Consider the following 20,629-nt stretch of genomic DNA (forward strand, 5'->3'; position numbering starts at 1 on the left):
TCCACCTATTTCTTATTTAAATCGATTTATTATATACATAATAAAAGATAATACAATACTTAACACAATACATGTAATGATAGGAAAATAAAAGGTAACGTTTCCTTTTTTCACAAAAATATCGCCTGGAAGCCTTCCAATGAACTTCCAAGCTAATCCAACAACGATGAGTAAGATCCCGGCTGTAATAAGCAGCTTTGGCATCTCCGTCATACTTTTGGTATCTCCATTCCGAAATGTTCATACGCAAGCGGCGTTACAATTCGGCCCCTTGGCGTTCGTTGTAAAAAGCCAATTTGTAATAAATACGGCTCATACACATCTTCAATCGTATGAGATTCTTCTCCAATTGTTGCTGAAACCGTTTCTAATCCAACTGGACCGCCACGGAATTTCTCAATAATACCAAGCAGTAATTTATGATCAATATGATCTAGACCTAATTTATCTACTTGCAGCAATTCTAATGCCATTTGTGTAATTTCCATCGTAACCGTTCCGTTACCACGAACTTGCGCGAAATCACGTACACGTCTTAAAAGACGATTCGCAATACGAGGTGTACCACGAGCACGTCTTGCAATTTCTAATGCAGCTAACGAATCGATTTCAACTTCAAATACTTCTGCTGTACGTTCAACAATCGCAGAAAGCTGATCTACTGTGTAGTACTCTAACCTTGAAAGTACACCGAAGCGGTCACGAAGCGGTGCCGATAATGCTCCAGCACGTGTTGTTGCTCCAACTAATGTAAATGGCGGTAAATCTAGGCGTACAGAACGTGCTGAAGGCCCTTTTCCAATTACAATATCAAGGCAAAAGTCTTCCATCGCAGGATACAATACTTCTTCAATTGATCTATGCAAACGATGAATTTCATCAATAAATAATACATCCCCTGGCTGAAGCGCTGTTAATACAGCAGCTAAATCTCCTGGTCTTTCAATTGCGGGACCTGAAGTTGTTCTAACATTAACGCCCATCTCATTGGCAATAATATTCGCAAGCGTCGTTTTACCAAGACCTGGTGGTCCATATAAAAGCACGTGATCTAACGTTTCTTCACGCATTTTCGCCGCTTCAATAAATACTTCTAAATTATGTTTTGCTTTATCTTGGCCAATATACTGACGGAGCGTCTGTGGCCGTAATGAATATTCTAAATCCGCATCTTCATATGCAGATTCCCCTGAAAGGAGACGTTCGTCCATTATACTCACCTCTTACCATTTAGTAAAAGACTAAGTGCCTTTTTAATATACTGATCCGTCGTTAATGATTCTTTTAATAACTCTGGTACAACACGAGAAACTTCGCGTTCTGCGTATCCAAGTGCGCGGAGAGCTTCCAGTGCCTCATCAAGCTCAGCTGATGAACCTTTCTTCTCATCAAAACGTTCTGTGTCTGAGAATAAATCAACAAATGCATCTGGTACGACATCTGCTAGTTTTCCTTTTAAATCTAAAATCATTTGGCGTGCTGTTTTCTTTCCGACGCCTGGGAATTTCACTAAAAACTTCTCATCTTCATGCTCAATCGCTTGAACGACCTGTCCTGTTTGACCAGAAGCTAAAATTGCAAGAGCTCCTTTTGGCCCAATGCCAGACACGCCTAACAACTTTGTAAATAATAAACGCTCTTCACGTGTTTTAAACCCGTAAAGTGCCATAATATCTTCTCTCACATAATGATATGTATAGACACGGATTTCTTGCTTACTTCTTTGAAATACATACGGATTTGGTGTGAAAATTTGATAACCAATTCCATTATGATCAATTACGACATATTCCGGCCCTACATACTCCACGTAACCTGTAACATATTCAAACAAAATACGATCTCTCCCTCTTAAATCATGTATTCCATTTTAACATATTTAATGATAGAAAAGCGAGACTGCCCCAACAAATGTTCTCCACTTGAAACTTCTGTTATTTTCCATTGACAGAAAGGTTAAAGCACCTTAATATACAGAAGTTGATAATGATTATCAATACTAATTAAAGGGGTTACATCAGGATGAAACGTAAGCTATTTATTTTATTTACTATTATGCTCGTTGTTCTTTCTATCGTTGGCTGTTCTTCTCAAAAAGAAGAATCGAAGGCAAAAGAACAACCGAAAACAAAAGTTGTAAAACATGCTAAAGGTGAAGCTACAATTCCAGTAAATCCAAAGAGAATTGTTGACTTATCTGAATCAACAGAAGAACTATTACTTCTTGGACACAAACCTGTTGGTACAGCAAATACATATAAAGATAAAATCCAAAATCACTTAACAGACAAGTTAGATGGAGTAAAAGCAGTAGGTTGGTACTGGGCACCTAAAGTTGATTTAGAAGCTGTTACTGCTTTAAAACCAGACTTAATTATTTTAAACAACCGTCAATTAAAAATTTATGATCAACTAGAAAAGGTTGCACCTACAGTTGTTCTAGAAACAAACTTAGAAGACTGGCGTGGTAAGTTTAAAGAAGTAGGTAAGCTATTTGACGAAGAGAAGAAAGCAGACTCTTTATCTAAAAAAATTAAAGAGAAAACAAAAGATGAGAACTTTATGTTCGTTGCAGTTACACCACAAAACTTCCGTGTATACGGTAGCTTCGGATACGGTGACATCATCTTTAATGACTTAAAACTTCCAGCAACAAAAGGTACGGATTTAAAACAAACGATGGCGCAAGTATCACTAGAAGGTCTAGTTGCATTCCAGCCTGACCAAATGTTTATTGTAAACTTCGGCGGCGAAGCTGATAAAGTTTACGAAGACTACAAAAACAGTGCCGTTTGGAAAGACAATAAAGCAGTTAAAAATAATCACGTATATGAAGTATCAAATGAAGTCTTCAATACGAAAGCATTCAATCCAATCGGAAAAGATATGCTAATTGATGAAATCGCAAAAGAAATTTTAGCTAAAAACAAATAAGAAAAAAAAGCAGCTCACCATGAGCTGCTTTTTTTCTTACTTTGAACTGCGTATTGCTTCATTTTTTCAATCGTCTTCACAAAACCTTCTTTTGATTTAATACGAATGCCACGTTTCAATTTCGCACGTTCATAGCTCTCAAGCTTTTTCATATCAATTTGAAAGAAAGAATGGATCGCATTATCACTTTTCGGTACACCTTTGAAAATTTGTAATATCCCTTCCTCTGAAACACCAAAATACCCGCTCGTTTTCAATAACGGAGAAATATCATCAACTTTCTTTTGCAATACAATTTGTACATCATCACGATCAACGAGCTGCCATTCTTTATACTGCTGTAAAAACTTTTCTAAATCCGTCACTTTTTCTGTAAGTATTTCTTCGCTTACTTCGCCATCAACATACATACGCTCTAATAAAATTGTAACCTCAGGTTCTTTTTTCGTTACTTCTGGTACTGGCCCTTCCGCCTTCACATTCGTTCCATAAACGAAACAAAACATCATAACGAAAGCTTGCATCGCAATCAGTATCCATTTCATTTCCGTTCACCTCTTTTAGGCAAGATCATACTTTCATTAGTAGTTTTTCCGGAAATGGGGGTTTTATCCATATTACATTTCTTTCGAAAAATAAAAAATGCAGATAAGGGTTTACCTCATCTGCATGTATCATTTACTTTTATATAAAATGAAAGACGCCTGCAAAGCAGGCGTCTTGATGCGTTTACGGCGAGAGACCAGGCGACCACATTCGCGTGTTTAGCACTTAAGCATATCTCTCGTCTTACGTAAATTAGCTCATCGCTTTGCTAATATAACATTAATAAAGTATAAGTGCAACATGTTTATAAAAATATTTTATTTCCTCTTTCATCCAAATTATTTTATGTAAATTATAAATTGATAATTGCAATATATATGTTACAATTAATGTGACAGCGAAATCATAATAAGCAGGGGATGAATATTATGAAAAAAATAAAGGATGAACGCCTCATTCTTCAAATGTTAAAAAACATACGTATTGTCTTTCTTTTTCAATACATTGGCGTAGTTGGAATTTTAGGCTATATCGGTTTCACTGAAGGCATTGATCAAATTACGAAATCTCCATTGTGGCTATTATTTATGTTTACAAGTATTTTACTTGCTTATTTACAGTTAAGTGTTTCAATCGATGTAGAAGAAGGCGAAAAGGAAATACAGTTAACTCCTTATTACAAACTTGTCTTCCACTCCCTTATTGTAGGAATCGTTACGGCTATTATTTATATTACTTTCAGTCCAGAAAGACCTCTATTTGAAGCTATTTCAACAGGTAGTATTCTTTTCATATGCTTTTTAGTTTCTTATTCCGTTAGTTATTTTATTAAAAAACGTCGCTTACAAGACAACGATGAATAAAGAGGAAGGGCTATCCCTTCCTCTTTTGTTTTGTTATCGCACTGTACCAGTTAAACCGTAACGAATGTCTCGGAACATATTCACTATGTCACGATTAAAATCGTTTGTAACTGTACCGTTACGTAGACGCGTACTCATTGCATCGACACGAGTAAACATATCATTTCTTACAGAAACATATACGTTTCTGTTTCCAACTTCATTTGCAACAGCTTGACGAATTTCGTTAGCCATCGCCGTTTCATTTGTCACTGTGTTACGTGGTTTTACCGCAATCGCTACATCGTTTCCATATACAACTGTAGACACACGGTCTACGTTATTCATACGTTTCACACGATTTGTTATTCTTTCAGCTGTTTTACCATCATTGTTAATGTATGAATTGTTCATTGTAATATTACGAGTTGGATGCGGATTAGCAATTTGTCCATTGTAATTTACATCTCGATAATAATTGTATCCTGTATCGTTACGACCATTTCTATATGTTACATAATCTGTATAACGATCATTACGTGTCACATTATCACGATACTGGTGTGTATCATTATAAGATGTACGCTCGTAATTGTAGTTACGTCCATCCATTGCATTGTTATCTTTCGGTGTACCACATGCAGCTAATGCACTGGTAACTAACAAAGAAGCAGCAATCACTTTTACTTTCGTATTCAATACAAAAACCCCCTCTGTTAGAATGAGCTTCTCTACTGAAAAGCTCCCTCTTATGATGAGTAACCGAGAAGGTTTTTACACTGTTAATATTTCACTGGGAATTTTCTAGCACTTCATAAAAAAACTTCATTTTCTTAATTAACAGGCTGTGGAGAAAGTCTTCTCCACAGCCTGTTTTTGTGTCTGAACCTCTTTTTATGTGTCAACACTGATAAAAAAGAGGAAAAGGAGAGATTTTTTATGATGGGTGCTTTAAAAAATCATCGTGATGAGCGTGTATCTGTTTCTGTAGAAGAGTTGGTTCCACAAGATCATTTCCTTCGTGCAATTGAAGCGACAATTAGTTTTGATTTTATTGAAGAGAAGTTACGCCCTTATTACTGTGAAAACAATGGACGCCCGTCCATTCATCCTATTGTTTTATTTAAGATGATGTTTATTGGATATTTTTACGGTATTCGTTCTGAGCGTCAATTGGAAAAGGAAATTAAAACGAATATTGCCTACCGTTGGTTTTTAGGGTTTTCTCTATCGGATACTATTCCGGATCACTCTACAATCAGTTGGAATCGTCGTACTCGTTTTATTCATACAAATATTTTCGAAGAAATTTTTGATGAGATTGTGAGACAAGCGACGGAGCACCGGATGGTAGGAGGACGTGCACTGATGACAGATTCTACACATATTAAGGCCAATGCCAATAAAAATAAATTTGTACATAAATATAAAAAAGAAAAAGCAAAGTTTTATATAGACGAGCTAGAAGCTGCGGTAATCGAAGATCGTGAGGTACATGGAAAAAAGAATTAAAACCTAGAAAGGAAAGTGATACCCCTACCAAAAAAACTCGTATAAGTACAACGGATCCAGATAGTGGATTTTTAATGAGAGATGGAAAACCAAATGGTTTTCATTTCTTGGATCATCGTACGACTGATGCGAAGTACAATATTATTACAGATACCTATGTAACGGCTGGAAATATGGCAGATTCCGAGCCGTATTTAGCACGCCTCCAAGCTCAGATTGATAAATTCGACTTCAAAGTAGAAGCTGTTGCCCTTGATGCTGGCTATTTTACAGGATATATCTGTAAGAAACTATCAGAACGGAATATATTTATGGTGATGGGGTATCGCCGATTTGGAAAACGGAATAAAGAAGTACCGAAAAGCCAATTTAAATATGTAGAAGAAATGAATGTTTTCGCTTGTCCGATGGGATGTATTCTAGAATATGTAACAACTGATCGTGAAGGATACCGTCAATACAAATCGAATCCAGAAGACTGCGCTGTTTGTCCGTTACGTGAGGTGTGCTTTTCAAAGAAACAAAAACAAAAAGTTATCACTCATCATGTGTGGGAGAAATATAAGGATATTGCTAGAAAAAACAAGCTAACAGCTACAGGGAAAAGGTTGTATAAAGTACGCTGTTCCACTATAGAGCGAAGCTTTGCAGACGCCAAAGAACTACATGGCTACCGCTATGCCCGGTTTCGAGGGCTGAAGTCTGTCCAAATGCAAGCTTATCTCACCGCAGCTTGTCAAAACATGAAAAAAATAGCCCTCCACCTGACCAAAAAGGGTCAGGTGGAGGGCTATTTTTTAAAATTCTATTATTTTATGTTGTTTTTATTCGCTAAAATCAAAAAAGATTCCAGAGTGTTGGGAACCCTAAAGGGTTTCCCAACACTCTGTAAAAAAGGCGGGAATACTCCCGCCTTTTTAAACTTCTTCTTCGTCCTCTTCTTCTGAAACGGGCTCTCCAAATACATTCGGTGGATCTGGTTGATAATACATCGTTCCTGGCTGTGGTGCATATGCAGACTGAGTTGGTTGGTAATATAAAGGATTCGCATATTGCGGACCGCCTGGTTGTGGACTATATAGTCTACTTTCTCCTCCGCATCCACAATCTTCCTCACCCTGCACAAGCGGCGGCATATTATTATCCATTGGCATCATATTCTGGTTGGGCATAGACGTATATTGCGGTCCAAACGGCGCTCCTTGCTGATATGGCATTTGATATGGATTTGGTTGTTGATAATACGGATTCGGCGGCATCATGGGCTGTTGATACGGCATTTGATAGGGCATCATATTGGGTGGTTGATTGTTATCCATAATCGGCATCATATTCGGCATTTGATTGTTATCCATAATCGGCATTATATTCGGCATTTGATTGTTATCCATAATCGGCATCATATTCGGCATTTGATTGTTATCCATAATCGGCATCATATTCGGCATTTGATTGTTATCCATAATCGGCATCATATTCGGCATTTGATTGTTATCCATAATCGGCATCATATTCGGCATTTGATTGTTATCCATAATCGGCATCATATTCGGCATTTGATTGTTATCCATAATCGGCATTATATTCGGCGGCTGGTTGTTATCCATAATTGGCATTATATTCGGTGGCTGGTTGTTATCCATGATTGGCATTATATTCGGTGGCTGGCTGTTATCCATGATTGGCATTATATTCGGTGGCTGGTTGTTATCCATGATTGGCATTTGAATATTTGGCGGTATGACTTGTGGAATCACTACATTTTCTTTCGATACATTTGGCGATACTATATTCCCTACGTTTTCTTTTTTCACTTGCGGTGACACTATATTCCCTACATTTTCTTTTTTCACTTGCGGTGACACTATATTCCCTACATTTTCTTTTTTCACTTGCGGCGATACTATATTTCCTACATTTTCTTTTTTCACTTGCGGCGATACTATATTTCCTACATTTTCTTTCTTCACTTGCGGCGATACTATATTTCCTACATTTTCTTTCTTCACTTGCGGCGATACTATATTGTTTTTTTTCGTTTGCGGAGAAATGATATTGTTAGGTTTCATTTTACTAATTTGAGGAGCAATTAACTCGCTTCCTTTTTTTATTACATCTGAAATTTTATATTCTTTTTTCGGTTTTATTGGTGGTTGTGGCGGCTGCGGTAATACATTTACCGAAAACTTCGTGTTTTCTTTTTCCGCCGGTTTTTGTTTTTCTATCACAGGTGGTTTTTGAATAACAGACGGTTTTTCTTTTTGAATTGGCTGTTCTTTTTGCACCTCTTTTTGCGGTTTCACCTGTACTTCTTTTTGTGGCTTTACCTGCATCTCCTTCTGTGGTTTCACCTGTACTTCTTTTTGCGGCTTTACCTGCATCTCCTTCTGCGGTTTTACTTGCACTTCTTTTTGTGTTTGTTGCATAGCTGGCTGCTGTGTAATTGGTGCTGATTGATACGTAACTTCTTCTTCATCTTCTATTCCAAGCGGAGTTGGTGTTGCTGCAAATTCTTTTTGCTGCACTTCTTTTACGTATTGCTTTGGAGGCGCTGAACCTGCTCCAGCCTGTTGTTTCATGTGAACACTCTTGGATGGCACTTTAATTTTCATACCTGGCATAATTAAATCTGGATTACTAAATTGTGTATTTGTTTTTTTCAACGTGTCAAAATCCACTCCGTACTTTTTCGCAATTTTCCAAAGAGTATCCCCTTTTTGCACGATATGAATTTTCAAATTTTCCCCCTCCTGTATAACTTATCTATAAGTAACAAATCTCATGAAGTAACTCTTTCTAAATAACATTAACTTCTTTTCACTTTTATCACTTCTTCGATTTTCAATATCATTCGAAGCGGAATAAGCATAAAGAACCACAATGATTTCTTCAAAACAATGTATGCCCATTTCGTTCTCGTTATGATTATATGTATGAAAAAAAGCAACGGGAATACCGTTGCTTTACACACGCTCTAACATACGATTTAATGCAAGAACCGCTTCTGTCGTTACTTGTTTATCTACGCTAATAACGTTAATTTCTTCTCCTCTTTCTATCGTTTCAAGTGTCCATAACAAGTGAGGCAGATCAATTCGGTTCATCGTTAAGCACGGACACATAAATGGATTAAGTGAAACAATTTCTTTATCTGGATGTTGCTGAATAATTCGGTTCACTAAATTCATTTCTGTACCAATCGCCCATTTGCTACCAGATGGCGCTGATTCAATCATATCAATAATATATTTCGTTGAGCCTGCATAATCTGAAGCAGCTACAACTTCATAGCAACATTCTGGATGTACAATAATATTCATATCAGGATGATTTTTTCGTACGCTCTCAATGTTCTTCACTGTAAAATTTTGATGAACAGAACAATGCCCTTTCCATAAAATCACTTGAATTTCTTCTATATCCCCATCGTACTCTAATGAATCTGTGTGTGGGTCCCATACTGCCATTTTATCTAACGGGATACCTAAATCGTACGCTGTATTTCTCCCTAAATGTTGGTCTGGTAAAAAGACAAGACGTTCTTTTTGAGTAAACGCCCAAGATACCATTTGCTTTGCATTAGAAGATGTTACTGTTGCTCCTCCGTTACGACCACAAAACGCTTTAATTGCAGCTGTAGAGTTCACATATGTTAACGGAATCATCGTATCTCCAAATAATTTCGTGAGCTCTTTCCATGCTCTTTCTGTTTGTTCAATATCTGCCATATCCGCCATCGAACAACCTGCACGCATATCTGGTAAGATGACAACTTGATCATCTGTCGTTAACATATCTGCTGTTTCCGCCATAAAGTGCACCCCGCAAAACACAATATATTTTGCGTCTTTATTGCTCGCTGCAACTTGTGCAAGCTGAAGTGAATCTCCTGCTGCATCTGAAAATTGTACCACTTCATCTTTTTGATAATGATGCCCTGGAATGAATAACATTTTCCCCATTTTCTCTTTAATTTCACGAACACGCTTTTCCATATCTTCCGTTGACATCGTGTAATAACGCTCTGGTAACATCGTTTCAATTGGCTGTACTTGTTCTAAAATACTCATATACGTTTCTCCCCTCTAAGCCACTTTCCTTATCCTTCAATATTGAAACTAATATCAAGTGCTTTCACTGAATGTGTTAACGCTCCAAGTGAAATATAATCTACCCCTGTTTTTCCGTATTTCGGTAAATCTTCAATTGTGATGCCCCCTGAAGCTTCTGTAACGATAGCACTTGGTACAATTTTTGAAAACTCCCGGATTTCATCTGGCGTACGATTATCGAACATAATAATATCAGCACCAGCAGCAACAGCCTCTCTCACCTGTTCCTCAGTTTCTGTTTCTACTTCTACTTTCACCATATGTCCTAACTTCTCTTTCACTGATGTAACAGCTTTTGTAATAGAACCAGCAAACACAATATGATTGTCTTTAATCATGACACCATCATATAAACCGAAGCGATGATTAAATCCACCGCCGCACACGACTGCATGCTTATCAAACATACGTAGTCCTGGCATCGTTTTTCGCGTATCACAAATGCGAGTATGACTGCTATCTAAAGCAAGAACCGCTTTACGCGTCATCGTCGCTATTCCGCTCATACGCTGAATAACATTTAATATAACGCGCTCTGCTGTTAATAACGATGCAATTGGACCTTGCACAGTTGCAATGATTTCGCCTTTTTCTACAAGGTCCCCATCTTTTTTATGAAGCTCTACTTCAATTCTCTCATCAATTAATTTAAATCCTGATTCAATTACTAAACGTCCTGCAAAGACCCCTGTATCCTTCGCAAGAAACGTTCCTTTCGAAAGCAAGTTATCTGGAAAAATAAGCTGAGATGTTACATCTCTTTCCCCTATATCTTCTAAAAAAAATCGATTTAATGCTTCTTTAACTTTTATCGTGTTCATAAAGCCCCTCTTCCCCTCATTACACAAGTTGTCGTTTTCTCTTTACTCGAACAATCTCTTTCTTTCCTATATTTCTATCTGGATAATCACTCCGGTAATGCCCGCCAATACTTTCTTCTCTTTGCAAGGCTGACACAACTATAAGCTCACAAACCGTTAACATATTAATAAGCGTTATCTCTTCATTCGTAAGAACATCATGTTGTAATATCATATTTCGAACACCATACTTACTAAGCCATCTCTTCGCATAAGATAAACTTTGCTCTGTTCGCACAATCCCAACATATTTCATCATGCATTTTTGTATTTCTTCTTTCGTCGGTAAATGATTCAGAATGATAAACTTTGCTTCCTTTTCGGCTAGCATGTTCACCTTTTCTTTTGTCTCTCTAGATAAAATGTGTCGTCCGATTCTTTTTCCAAACACAAGACCTTCTAATAATGAATTACTCGCTAATCTATTTGCACCATGAACCCCGTTACAAGCTACTTCACCGACTGCGTATAAGTTCGGAATAGACGTCTCTCCATCACAGTTCGTTTTCACGCCGCCCATGTGAAAATGAGTACCAGGCACGACTGGAATAAGTTTTTTATTTATATCGACTCCATTTGTTTTACATATCGATGACACGGTCGGAAAGCGTTGTTCAAAGTTTTGAATCATTTCGATGTTTAAGTACACTTTTTCACCCGCAAGTAGCTGTTCATGAATAGCCCTTGCGACTACATCACGAGGCGCTAAATCCTGTTCGGAATGTATATCCATCATAAAACGCTGCCCTTTTCCATTTACAAGGACAGCTCCTTCTCCGCGAACAGCTTCGGACACAAGACCAGAACAACGCCCACCCGCGTATAACATCGTCGGATGAAATTGTATAAACTCTAAATCTACAAGCTCTCCGCCTGCACGGTACACCATTGCAAGTCCATCGCCTGTAATCGTCTCATCATTAGAAGTAAAGGCGTATAAACCGCCAATACCGCCTGAAGCTAACACCGTATAATCTGCATTGTAACGTTTCAATTCTCCTTTATTGTTGCGAGTTAAAGCCCCAACACATTTATCTTTTTCTATAATAAAATCGAGCACCATTTCCTGTTCCACTACCGTAACGTATGGAGCTACTTCTTGAATAAGATGCTCTAATAAATTCTTTCCTGTTGCATCGCCACCTGCATGTAAAATACGACGTTTTCGATGCGCTCCTTCTTTTCCAAGATGAGGACCTGTTTCATCTCCATCAAATTTCATTCCATTTTCAATAAGGTTATTAATTTCTTTCGGTCCTTCCTCGACTAAATAACGGACCACTTCTTCATTGTTATAATGACACCCTGCTACTAGCGTATCTTCAAAATGATCATTAGGATTGTCGTATGTAGCTACCGCTGCGGCAATTCCACCTTGAGCTAAATGTGTATTATTATTACGTTTCGTCTCCTTTGTGATAATAATCACATTCTTTTCGTGACAAATCTCTTTTGCAACACGAAGTGCCGCAACGCCACTTCCAATAATTAAGACATCTGCGCTTGGCATAATTGTTGCCTCCTACTTTACACTTTTCAACTGTCTTGACACCTATATTTACATAGTTTTAAAATAATGACAAGAGTTTTTTTTAATTCTTATTTTCACTACCATTTAAAAAGTAAAAGAAATGTAACTCTTACTAGAGAGAGGAACTTACATGATGATATATCTTGACTATGCAGCTACTACACCTATGAGCGAGGAAGCGTTACAAACATATATGAAAGCAGCATCGCAATACTTCGGAAATGAACAAAGTTTACATGATATTGGAGGAACGGCTTCTTCTTTATTACAAGTTTGCCGAAAAACATTTGCGGAAATGATTGGAGGAAAAGAACAAGGAGTATTTTTCACAAGTGGTGGATCGGAATCGAACTATCTTGCGATCCAATCACTTCTAAATGCCCGAAATAAGAAGCATATTATTACGACACCTATGGAACATGCATCCATTCGAAGTTATTTTCAATCTCTAAAATCAAAAGGCTATACGATCACTGAAATTCCTGTTGATAAAAATGGACTCATTTGTTTAGTAGATTTAGAGGCAGCTATTACGGAAGATACTGTGCTAGCAAGTATACAGCATGGAAACTCTGAAATCGGAACCGTTCAAAACATTACAGAAATCGGGGCACTTTTAAAAAAATATAATGTTTTATTTCATACGGATTGTGTGCAAACGTTTGGTAAACTGCCTATCCATGTTTTTGAGATGGGGGTTGATAGTCTTTCTGTTTCAGCACATAAAATATACGGACCAAAAGGTGTCGGCGCTTGCTACATAAATCCGCAAACTCGCTGGGAACAAGTATTTCCAGGAACTTCTCACGAAAAAGGATTTCGCCCAGGTACAGTGAACGTTCCCGGCATCGCATCTTTTTTAACAGCTGCTGAAAATATATTAAAAACTCAATGGGAAGAAAGTTTACGTTTTAAAGAGTTACGATCCTACTTTTTAGAGCAAATACAAACACTTCCACTAGAAATTACAGTAGAAGGTCATTCTACTTCTTGTTTACCACATATTGTTGGGGTTACAATAAAAGGAATAGAAGGTCAATATACTATGCTAGAATGTAATCGCCATGGTATCGCCATTTCCACCGGAAGTGCTTGCCAAGTCGGCAAACAAGAACCTTCGAAAACTATGCTTGCAATTGGAAAAACGTATGAAGAGGCAAAACAATATGTCCGCTTCTCTTTCGGACAACAAACAACGAAAGATCAAATTGATACTACTATTCATGCACTACACACAATTGGAAATCAATTTTATAGAGGTGTTAAATCATAATGAAACAAAATGAACAAAAAAAGATTTTAGGTGAAGAAAGACGACAACTTATCCTCCAGTGGCTTCTTGCTGCAAATGAACCGTTATCGGGGAATGAACTATCGAAAAAGACGAACGTAAGTAGACAAGTTATCGTGCAAGATATTTCCTTGCTTAAAGCACGAAACGAACCAATTATTGCAACTGCTCAAGGCTATTTATATTTAAAGCCACAAGAGAAACAACAAACTTTTGAACGCGTAATCGTATGCCAACATAAACCAGCAGAAGTACGTCAGGAACTTACAATGCTTGTTGACCATGGCGTTACGATTAAAGACGTAAAAGTTGAGCATCCTGTATACGGTGACTTAACAGCCTCCATTATGGTAAGCAATCGCTTTGATGTAGAGCAATATTTACAAAAAATCGAAAACACAAATGCTTCCTATCTTTCACAACTAACAGATGGTATTCACTTACATACAATCGAGGCAGATTCTAAAGAAAAATTAGATGCTGCTTGTGAGGCGTTAGATAAAGCAGGATTTCTCGTTTATTAATGTAAAGCACAGAGTTTTTATCATTCTCTGTGCTTTTTTAATGCTATAATATTGTAATCAATCGTAAAGGAGATCAAATATGGGAATTGAACTCGTTCACTTTAGCATTGGCAAACCGAAACAAATGAAATATGGCGAAGATAAAGAAATGATTACCGGTATATGTAAAGAACTTACCGAAGAAGCTTTCCTATCAAAAGATGGCTTCCTTGGTGATGATGTAGCAGATTTAAAACACCACGGTGGACCTGATCGCGCAGTTTGTGTGTACTCACACGAGCATTACGCACTATGGGAAAAAGAATTTCAAACAACACTTCCAGCTTCCGCATTTGGCGAAAACATTACCGTAACAAATATGTTAGAGCATGACGTATGCATCGGAGATACATATCAACTAGGCGAAGCAATCATTCAAGTAACGCAAGCTCGCGTACCTTGTAGCACAATTTCAAAACGTCTTGGCATCCCTGGCATACTGCCGCGTATTGTAGCAACTGGATTTACTGGCTACCTATGCCGCGTTCTTCAAGAAGGTACTGTACGTAAAGATTCAAAAATTACATTACTAGAACGTCCATCAAGCAATGTTTCTGTTTTATTCTCTAACGAAATTTATTTTCATAATAGAAAAGATAAAGATGGCATCGAGAAGATTCTTGCTGTTCCAGAACTAGCTGATATTTGGCGTGGTCAATTAGAAGATCGTCTTGCGAAGTTAAAATAAAGAACCCACCTTCTGCAGGTGGGATTTTATTAATCTATTAAAAAATATATTAGGCAATGAAATGATATTGACGATTAGACAAACACCAACATTCCATCTACATCTTACAACCAATAAGAAGAATAACTCCCCAGCACAGTAACAGAAAAACCGAGTGCTTCAAGTTCCATCGTTACGCCTGGCAATAATACGTCATCGTATGCTTTATCGACATCGATTAAGAAAAAGTAATTTCCAAGACCTGTTTTCATCGGACGCGATTCGATTTTTGATAAGTTTAATTTTCTCCATGCGAAAGCTGATAACACTTGATATAGGGCACCTGCATAATCTGCAGGTAACGTTATCATAAGCGTCGTTTTCTCTCCGCGGTTCTCTCCGTTATTCGGGAGTACTGCTTTCTTTTTCTTATGGAGTACTAAGAAACGTGTATGATTATTTTTATGCGTATGAATACTACGTCTCACAATTGTTAATCCGTATTTTTCTGCAGCCGCTTCATTTGCAATAGCGGCAATTTTCTCTTCAGGATGTTCTTTCACATATTGTGCAGCAGCACTTGTAGATGTCATATCTCGAACAGTTACTCCTTTTAATTCTTCATTTAAAAATTTATGGCACTGTGCAATGGCATGCGGATGAGAATGCACTGCATATACTTCTTCCCACACTTCTGCATACTGCGGATGTACAAGTAAATGCTGCTGAATTGGTACTGTAATTTCTCCTACAATGGAAAGCGGCTGCTCATGTACAAGGTAATCAACCGTTATATTCACTGAACCTTCTATTGCATTTTCTAACGGTACAACTGCGAAGTCTACATTTTCATTTGCAGCTGCATCTATACAATCTGGAATCGTTCGATACGGTACATGCTCTGCTTCCGGAAAAAAACGACTCACCGCCATATTTGTAAATGTTGCTTCTGGTCCTAAATATCCTACTCGAATCATCGTCTTTTCCCCTCTTTTTCGTTTTCTTACTGTTATACCATACTTTTTTATATTCTTCTATGTAAATTTCGAATATTTAAAAAAGACTAGCATTCGCTAGTCTAAATGTTTCTTATACTCTCTTTGAGCGAAGAAGAAATAAATGATACATGCTGCGATATAAAACAGAATGAACAAACCTACTTTTCTTAATGATCCATCCATAAAAAGCGTATTATGAAACGTATATAATGCAACTGCACTATGCATACTCCCTACTATAATTGGCGCAAAAAATAGCATACATAATTGCCAACGAGAAATTTTCCATACTTCTTCCTTCGTCATTCCAAGTTTAGAGAGTGCACCATACTGCTTTCGGTCCGATGCAATATTATGGAACCATTTAAAATACACGATACTACATGAAGTGAGAAAGAATAATATACTAATAAATGAGCCTACAAATAGAGTAATATCGCCGACTTCTTTCATATTTACATACAACTCCATATTGCTTCGAAATGCATTATTATTATCTTGTTTTATATGTCTCCGTAAATCTTCATTTAATTTCTTCGTCTTTTCGATATTTGATAATGTGTAGCCTCTATATATCATTTTTTCAGAATCAGGAACCTGATTTGCTATACTGTCAAAATCTTCATCATTCATAACGAAGAACAGACCATTAATGTACGAAGGGTGATGGTTAAATTGAACCCCTTCTTTCTGACCGTTAAATACGAATTGATATGGTTGATTCATTACTTGCAATTGAATCTCTTTTTGATTATATACATTCGAATTATTGTATTTATTATAATAAACGAGTGTCACTGTACCTTTTTTAGGACGATACGTTTTCTGTCTTTGTTTCCTTGCTTCTTGGTTATATTCACTTTCTTTTATAAGCGGTACTATTGTTGTTTCTCCCTTATTAGACTGAAAGGATGCATAAACTCCAACAAAACTCATATATTGAAAATCATCATACTCATAGTGATGCAGTAATTTTTCAACCGCACCTTCCTCAAAGACTTCATGAGTAGAAATACCTTTTTCTATGTACGAAAACGAGTGTACCCCTCCAGTTCGCCACATATCTTGCATGCTAGAAAAATATAAGAACACCGTACCTGTTGCTGTAACTACAAACGTCGTTGCCATAGACATCAGAAAGAAAAAGCGACTATTTTCCTTCATTCGATGTGACAATTGATTCACTATAAATAAATACGGATATGTATACATAATCTTTTTATTTCGCTTTATCATTTCTAACACTTGGGTAGCTCCATGTGTAAAAGAAAAGTACGTTCCAAAAAAGACAAGTATAGACACAGGGAAAAAGTATATTGCTATCGTAGTCATCGTCACTTGTAGCGCCAACGCATACCCGCCCACTAAACAAGCAAAACCGAATAAACAAAGCCACTTTGATGTTTTCTTCTCTTTTTTATCTGTTCGAAATTCTTTCAATAACCGAATGATTTTTATATTCCATATACGTAAAGCACTTATAAAAGATAACAAAATAAAAACGACCATATATGTAATAAATGTTACACCAATCGCCCTTACGTCAAATATCACAGGGAGTTCTTTCGGAAGCCTCAGTAACATACTAAATACCATAAAAAAGAGTTTTAAAAATATCATACCGAGCACAATACCGAAAATATTCGCGAAGACCCCGATTAAAATTTGTTCGGTCATAATCATTCCTATTACGTTAGATTTCGTTGCTCCCATTAACATATATAACCCTAATTCTTTCTTACGTGCTTCTATGAAAATAGAAGTAGAGTACAAAATAAATATGACGAAAAAAGAAATGATTATAACATTACATATGATAAGTCCCCAACGTACGTTTTGATACCACATCGTCTCTTGCATATACGGATGCACAATGACAGACATATATGCGTAAGAAGCAAATATTGCAAAACAACTACTTAAGAAAAACACTTTATAATTACGCCAATTTCCTTTTATATTTTGCAGCGCTAGTTGCCAAATGTTCATCTATCGTCCTCCTGTAACTTACTACATAGGCAAAAAGCTAGAGGTTCCCCTAGCTTTTTACGTGTTTTAAATATCCTCTTTGCGCGATCATAAAGTAAATGGCAGAAGCTAAAATGTATGCTCCAATTACAAGCGCACCTGATTTCCATAAATCAATATAAAGCATTTTCCCTAACGTATGAAGAGCAACTCCACTATGAATGGAACCGATTAAAATTGGGATAAAGAAGATAACTCCCATTTGTCGAATCGCAATTTTGCGAATGTCTTTATCTGTCATACCGATTCTCTTTAACGATTTAAATTGAATACGATCTTGTTCTTTATCGTTAAACCATTTAAAGTATGTCATACTACAAGCGAAGAAGAAGAACAGTACCGCTACGAAGAAACCGATGAACATTGTAATTGCTCCACCTTCTCTTATATCCTTATACGCAAACACTGAATTTCTCAATTCTCCTTGCTTTTCTGGTGCAATTTCATTTTTCAAATCTAATACAAGATTTTCTGTATTTTTCCAATCCTCGATATAATAACCGTAATATTTCGTCTTTTCTTCATCTGGTACGAGTTTTGCATATTTCTCAAAATCTTGATCATTTACAATAAGATATTCACTATCATTAAAAACAGAATACTGCGTTGGATTATTTAATTGAACAGACTGCTTTTGCCCGTTAATTGTAAATTCATACGGTTTCGTACGATCTATCTTCATCAGTTCATTTGACATATCAACCATAACCATCGTTGCACTACCTGGTGCATTATGAACTTCTGTAGGTTGCTCTCTCTTTTGTTTGCGCACTTCTGCATTATATTCTTTTTCTGAAATAATCGTCATCGGTACTTCATGTTCACTATTAAACAACGTTATTTTCTGTGTTGCCGGTAGTTTAACGTAGGTTACTTTTCGCGCATCTTCAAACCCGTGTCTCTTCACAAGCTCCTGTACCTTTTCTTCATTAATAAGATTATGCGTATTTAACCCCTTTTCCTCATATGAAATAGCATGTGGTGTAAGTTCTACCGTTTTCGCACTCATATTTTCAAAATATACGTACAGTGTACCTACTGCTGAAGATACTACCGCCGTAATAATAGAAATTACAAATAGAAAACGAGCATTATCTTTCATTTTATAAATAAGATTGCTAAGAACAAACATATTTGGATACGTATAGAAAGATTGCTTTCTTTTTTGTAATGCTTTTAATACAACTGTACTACCTTGTGTAAATAATAAATACGTTCCGCCAATTGTCAGTCCTACCACCGGTAAAAAGAGGATGAGGAAATTCAGAAACGTTACTTGGAAGCTAAGTACATATGCAACAATAATACATCCTATACCAACTACACATAACCATGTAAATGCAAACGGCTCTACTTTTTGCTTTCTAGCTTCTCTTAATAAGTCAATAATTTGCAAGCGTCCTACCGTCCAAACGCTAAACAATGATAGGATTAAAAATAGGATAAAGTATACGCCAGCTGTAATAAGAACTGCTTTACTATTCCAAACAAGTGGAAGTGTCTTATCTATTTTCAATAATACGCTTAACGCTTGGAAAAATAATTTTGAACAAAGCATTCCAACCCCAATACCAATTACAATTGCAATACTACCTAACATCAGTTGCTCTAATATAATCATTCGGCCGAGCTGCGATTTCGTTCCGCCTATTAATGTTAGTAGACCAAACTCTTTTTTTCTTGCTCGTAAAAACGTTGAATTTGCATATAAAATAAAGAGTGCCGAGAAGATGACCACAATATAATTCATCGATTCTAATCCTTTTGTGATCATCTTTCTCATACTAATATTACCGCTTACGACATCTGGATGATAAATAAAAGAAGCATACATGAAAAATACGACAATCGATAAACAACTACTTATAAGAAACGCTTTATAGTTACGCCAATTTCCTTTTACGTTATTAAGCGCGAGCTGGCGAAAGTTCATGATATTCTCCTCCTAGCATCGCAAGTACGTCCAGAATTTCTTGGAAAAAGGCTTGTTTCGTTCTTCCTTTATGTATTTCCGAGAAAAATTCCCCATCGCGTATGAAAAGGATACGTTCACAATAACTAGCCGCTACTGGATCGTGCGTAACCATTGCAATCGTTACTTTCTTTTGCTCGTGTAAATCTTGCAGAGCGCCCATTAGCGATTTCGCTGACTTCGAGCCTAAGTTTCCAGTTGGCTCATCTGCTAAAATTAACGTCGGTTCATGAATGATTGCTCTCGCTGCTGCTGCACGTTGTTGTTGTCCCCCAGATACTTCGTATACTTTTTTATTTAAAATTTCTTCGATGTTTAAAAACTTCGCAATTTCCAGTACTTTCGCATCGATTTCATTTACAGATTTCTTCGCCATTACAAGAGGTAAAATAATATTTTCTTTAATCGATAGCGTATCAAGTAAATTAAAATCTTGAAAGATGAACCCTAAATGTGTACGGCGAAACTCCGCTAATTTTGCAGCACGCATTTGATTAATTTCTTCACCATTTACAAGCACATGACCTGAAGTTTGCTTATCAATTGTTGCTAATAAATTTAAAAGCGTCGTTTTCCCGCTTCCTGAAGGACCCATAATCCCTACAAATTCGCCTTCTTCTATTTTAAAATTTATATCGTTTAAAGCAGTCGTCGCTACTGAACCTTTTGATTGGTACACCTTCGTTAATCCTTTTACTTCAAGAACACTCATTTCTAATCCCCCTACGTGTTTTCTTCTTACATTTACTATAAGAAAAATAAGAAAAAGAAAC

Annotated in this window: 17 protein-coding genes and 2 pseudogenes; 6 read left to right on the top strand and 13 right to left on the bottom strand. The window is 36.8% G+C overall.

Features of this window, described 5'->3' with window-relative positions:
* Positions 1-12: 12 nt before the first annotated feature.
* From AC3WVZ_RS20835 to ruvA, 3 genes are read right to left on the bottom strand one after another with little or no spacing between them, the layout of a single operon-like run.
* Positions 13-213, bottom strand: coding sequence for a DUF2905 domain-containing protein (locus tag AC3WVZ_RS20835; protein ID WP_000138162.1), 201 nt, complete (start codon positions 211-213; stop codon positions 13-15).
* A complete protein-coding gene (ruvB, locus tag AC3WVZ_RS20840; RefSeq protein ID WP_000344449.1) occupies positions 210-1,211 on the bottom strand; it encodes a Holliday junction branch migration DNA helicase RuvB in 1,002 nt (333 codons plus the stop codon). The genes AC3WVZ_RS20835 and ruvB overlap by 4 nt, the downstream gene beginning before the upstream one ends.
* A gap of 5 nt (positions 1,212-1,216) precedes the next feature.
* The gene (gene ruvA, locus AC3WVZ_RS20845; RefSeq protein ID WP_000464511.1) at positions 1,217-1,834 is read right to left on the bottom strand and encodes a Holliday junction DNA helicase RuvA; all 618 of its coding nucleotides are present in this window, start codon (positions 1,832-1,834) and stop codon (positions 1,217-1,219) included.
* Between the two features lie 188 nt (positions 1,835-2,022).
* Here ruvA and AC3WVZ_RS20850 point away from each other — a divergent pair, with 188 nt between their 5' ends.
* Positions 2,023-2,934: an ABC transporter substrate-binding protein gene (locus AC3WVZ_RS20850; protein ID WP_233935334.1), complete on the top strand. Its 912-nt coding sequence runs from the start codon at positions 2,023-2,025 to the stop codon at positions 2,932-2,934.
* Positions 2,935-2,948: 14 nt separating this feature from the next.
* Here AC3WVZ_RS20850 and AC3WVZ_RS20855 read toward each other — a convergent pair whose 3' ends face one another.
* A complete protein-coding gene (locus AC3WVZ_RS20855) occupies positions 2,949-3,479 on the bottom strand; it encodes a BofC C-terminal domain-containing protein (RefSeq protein WP_000871192.1) in 531 nt (176 codons plus the stop codon).
* A 429-nt stretch (positions 3,480-3,908) separates the two neighbouring features.
* On the opposite strand from AC3WVZ_RS20855, the gene AC3WVZ_RS20860 reads away from it, so the two are divergent.
* On the top strand, positions 3,909-4,343 hold the full coding sequence (locus tag AC3WVZ_RS20860; RefSeq protein ID WP_065211818.1) for a branched-chain amino acid ABC transporter substrate-binding protein: 435 nt from the start codon (positions 3,909-3,911) through the stop codon (positions 4,341-4,343).
* A gap of 33 nt (positions 4,344-4,376) precedes the next feature.
* Here AC3WVZ_RS20860 and AC3WVZ_RS20865 read toward each other — a convergent pair whose 3' ends face one another.
* Positions 4,377-5,021, bottom strand: a complete 645-nt coding sequence (locus AC3WVZ_RS20865; RefSeq protein WP_001093536.1) for a YhcN/YlaJ family sporulation lipoprotein — start codon at positions 5,019-5,021, stop codon at positions 4,377-4,379.
* A 240-nt stretch (positions 5,022-5,261) separates the two neighbouring features.
* Between AC3WVZ_RS20865 and AC3WVZ_RS20870 the strand changes: the two are divergent.
* Positions 5,262-6,631 (top strand): annotated as a pseudogene (locus AC3WVZ_RS20870) (IS1182-like element ISBth7 family transposase); the annotation flags it as partial.
* A gap of 1,784 nt (positions 6,632-8,415) precedes the next feature.
* Here the strand turns inward: AC3WVZ_RS20870 and safA are convergent.
* The 4 genes and pseudogenes from safA to nadB all read right to left on the bottom strand — a co-directional run.
* Positions 8,416-8,572 (bottom strand): annotated as a pseudogene (safA, locus tag AC3WVZ_RS20875) (SafA/ExsA family spore coat assembly protein); the annotation flags it as partial.
* A 225-nt stretch (positions 8,573-8,797) separates the two neighbouring features.
* Positions 8,798-9,904, bottom strand: coding sequence for a quinolinate synthase NadA (gene nadA / locus AC3WVZ_RS20880; protein ID WP_100650950.1), 1,107 nt, complete (start codon positions 9,902-9,904; stop codon positions 8,798-8,800).
* 29 nt (positions 9,905-9,933) lie between these two features.
* Positions 9,934-10,767, bottom strand: coding sequence for a carboxylating nicotinate-nucleotide diphosphorylase (nadC, locus tag AC3WVZ_RS20885; protein ID WP_017673424.1), 834 nt, complete (start codon positions 10,765-10,767; stop codon positions 9,934-9,936).
* Between the two features lie 19 nt (positions 10,768-10,786).
* Positions 10,787-12,316, bottom strand: a complete 1,530-nt coding sequence (gene nadB / locus AC3WVZ_RS20890) for an L-aspartate oxidase (protein WP_233935337.1) — start codon at positions 12,314-12,316, stop codon at positions 10,787-10,789.
* 151 nt (positions 12,317-12,467) lie between these two features.
* Here nadB and AC3WVZ_RS20895 point away from each other — a divergent pair, with 151 nt between their 5' ends.
* From AC3WVZ_RS20895 to AC3WVZ_RS20905, 3 genes are all read left to right on the top strand, one after another.
* Positions 12,468-13,610, top strand: coding sequence for an IscS subfamily cysteine desulfurase (locus AC3WVZ_RS20895; RefSeq protein ID WP_000973778.1), 1,143 nt, complete (start codon positions 12,468-12,470; stop codon positions 13,608-13,610).
* On the top strand, positions 13,610-14,152 hold the full coding sequence (locus AC3WVZ_RS20900) for a transcription repressor NadR (protein WP_000812275.1): 543 nt from the start codon (positions 13,610-13,612) through the stop codon (positions 14,150-14,152). The genes AC3WVZ_RS20895 and AC3WVZ_RS20900 overlap by 1 nt, the downstream gene beginning before the upstream one ends.
* Positions 14,153-14,231: 79 nt before the next feature.
* Complete coding sequence (locus tag AC3WVZ_RS20905; RefSeq protein ID WP_000510677.1) at positions 14,232-14,879, top strand: MOSC domain-containing protein; 648 nt, start codon at positions 14,232-14,234, stop codon at positions 14,877-14,879.
* Positions 14,880-14,983: 104 nt separating this feature from the next.
* Here AC3WVZ_RS20905 and pheA read toward each other — a convergent pair whose 3' ends face one another.
* The 4 genes from pheA to AC3WVZ_RS20925 form a co-directional block, all read right to left on the bottom strand.
* Positions 14,984-15,835, bottom strand: a complete 852-nt coding sequence (pheA, locus tag AC3WVZ_RS20910; protein ID WP_000621705.1) for a prephenate dehydratase — start codon at positions 15,833-15,835, stop codon at positions 14,984-14,986.
* A gap of 96 nt (positions 15,836-15,931) precedes the next feature.
* Positions 15,932-17,845, bottom strand: a complete 1,914-nt coding sequence (locus AC3WVZ_RS20915; protein ID WP_065211816.1) for an ABC transporter permease — start codon at positions 17,843-17,845, stop codon at positions 15,932-15,934.
* A 49-nt stretch (positions 17,846-17,894) separates the two neighbouring features.
* Positions 17,895-19,817 (bottom strand): ABC transporter permease, encoded by a 1,923-nt coding sequence (locus AC3WVZ_RS20920; RefSeq protein WP_233935338.1) that lies wholly within the window; start codon positions 19,815-19,817, stop codon positions 17,895-17,897.
* Positions 19,792-20,568 carry an ABC transporter ATP-binding protein gene (locus AC3WVZ_RS20925; protein WP_233935339.1) on the bottom strand — a complete coding sequence of 259 codons (777 nt, stop codon included), beginning with the start codon at positions 20,566-20,568 and terminating at the stop codon, positions 19,792-19,794. The genes AC3WVZ_RS20920 and AC3WVZ_RS20925 overlap by 26 nt, the downstream gene beginning before the upstream one ends.
* Positions 20,569-20,629: the final 61 nt, after the last annotated feature.

The sequence above is a fragment of the Bacillus sp. CPT56D-587-MTF genome (assembly GCF_058792335.1).

What these genes read in the sequence shown, in the direction of transcription:
- AC3WVZ_RS20850 (WP_233935334.1), top strand. Translation starts at nt 2,023, where the DNA reads ATGAAACGTAAGCTATTTATTTTATTTACTATTATGCTCGTTGTTCTT.
- nadA (WP_100650950.1), bottom strand. Translation starts at nt 9,904, where the DNA reads ATGAGTATTTTAGAACAAGTACAGCCAATTGAAACGATGTTACCAGAG.
- nadB (WP_233935337.1), bottom strand. Translation starts at nt 12,316, where the DNA reads ATGCCAAGCGCAGATGTCTTAATTATTGGAAGTGGCGTTGCGGCACTT.
- pheA (WP_000621705.1), bottom strand. Translation starts at nt 15,835, where the DNA reads ATGATTCGAGTAGGATATTTAGGACCAGAAGCAACATTTACAAATATG.
- AC3WVZ_RS20855 (WP_000871192.1), bottom strand. Translation starts at nt 3,479, where the DNA reads ATGAAATGGATACTGATTGCGATGCAAGCTTTCGTTATGATGTTTTGT.
- AC3WVZ_RS20900 (WP_000812275.1), top strand. Translation starts at nt 13,610, where the DNA reads ATGAAACAAAATGAACAAAAAAAGATTTTAGGTGAAGAAAGACGACAA.
- AC3WVZ_RS20915 (WP_065211816.1), bottom strand. Translation starts at nt 17,845, where the DNA reads ATGAACATTTGGCAACTAGCGCTGCAAAATATAAAAGGAAATTGGCGT.
- ruvB (WP_000344449.1), bottom strand. Translation starts at nt 1,211, where the DNA reads ATGGACGAACGTCTCCTTTCAGGGGAATCTGCATATGAAGATGCGGAT.
- AC3WVZ_RS20925 (WP_233935339.1), bottom strand. Translation starts at nt 20,568, where the DNA reads ATGAGTGTTCTTGAAGTAAAAGGATTAACGAAGGTGTACCAATCAAAA.
- AC3WVZ_RS20835 (WP_000138162.1), bottom strand. Translation starts at nt 213, where the DNA reads ATGACGGAGATGCCAAAGCTGCTTATTACAGCCGGGATCTTACTCATC.
- nadC (WP_017673424.1), bottom strand. Translation starts at nt 10,767, where the DNA reads ATGAACACGATAAAAGTTAAAGAAGCATTAAATCGATTTTTTTTAGAA.
- AC3WVZ_RS20895 (WP_000973778.1), top strand. Translation starts at nt 12,468, where the DNA reads ATGATGATATATCTTGACTATGCAGCTACTACACCTATGAGCGAGGAA.
- AC3WVZ_RS20905 (WP_000510677.1), top strand. Translation starts at nt 14,232, where the DNA reads ATGGGAATTGAACTCGTTCACTTTAGCATTGGCAAACCGAAACAAATG.
- AC3WVZ_RS20920 (WP_233935338.1), bottom strand. Translation starts at nt 19,817, where the DNA reads ATGAACTTTCGCCAGCTCGCGCTTAATAACGTAAAAGGAAATTGGCGT.
- AC3WVZ_RS20860 (WP_065211818.1), top strand. Translation starts at nt 3,909, where the DNA reads ATGAAAAAAATAAAGGATGAACGCCTCATTCTTCAAATGTTAAAAAAC.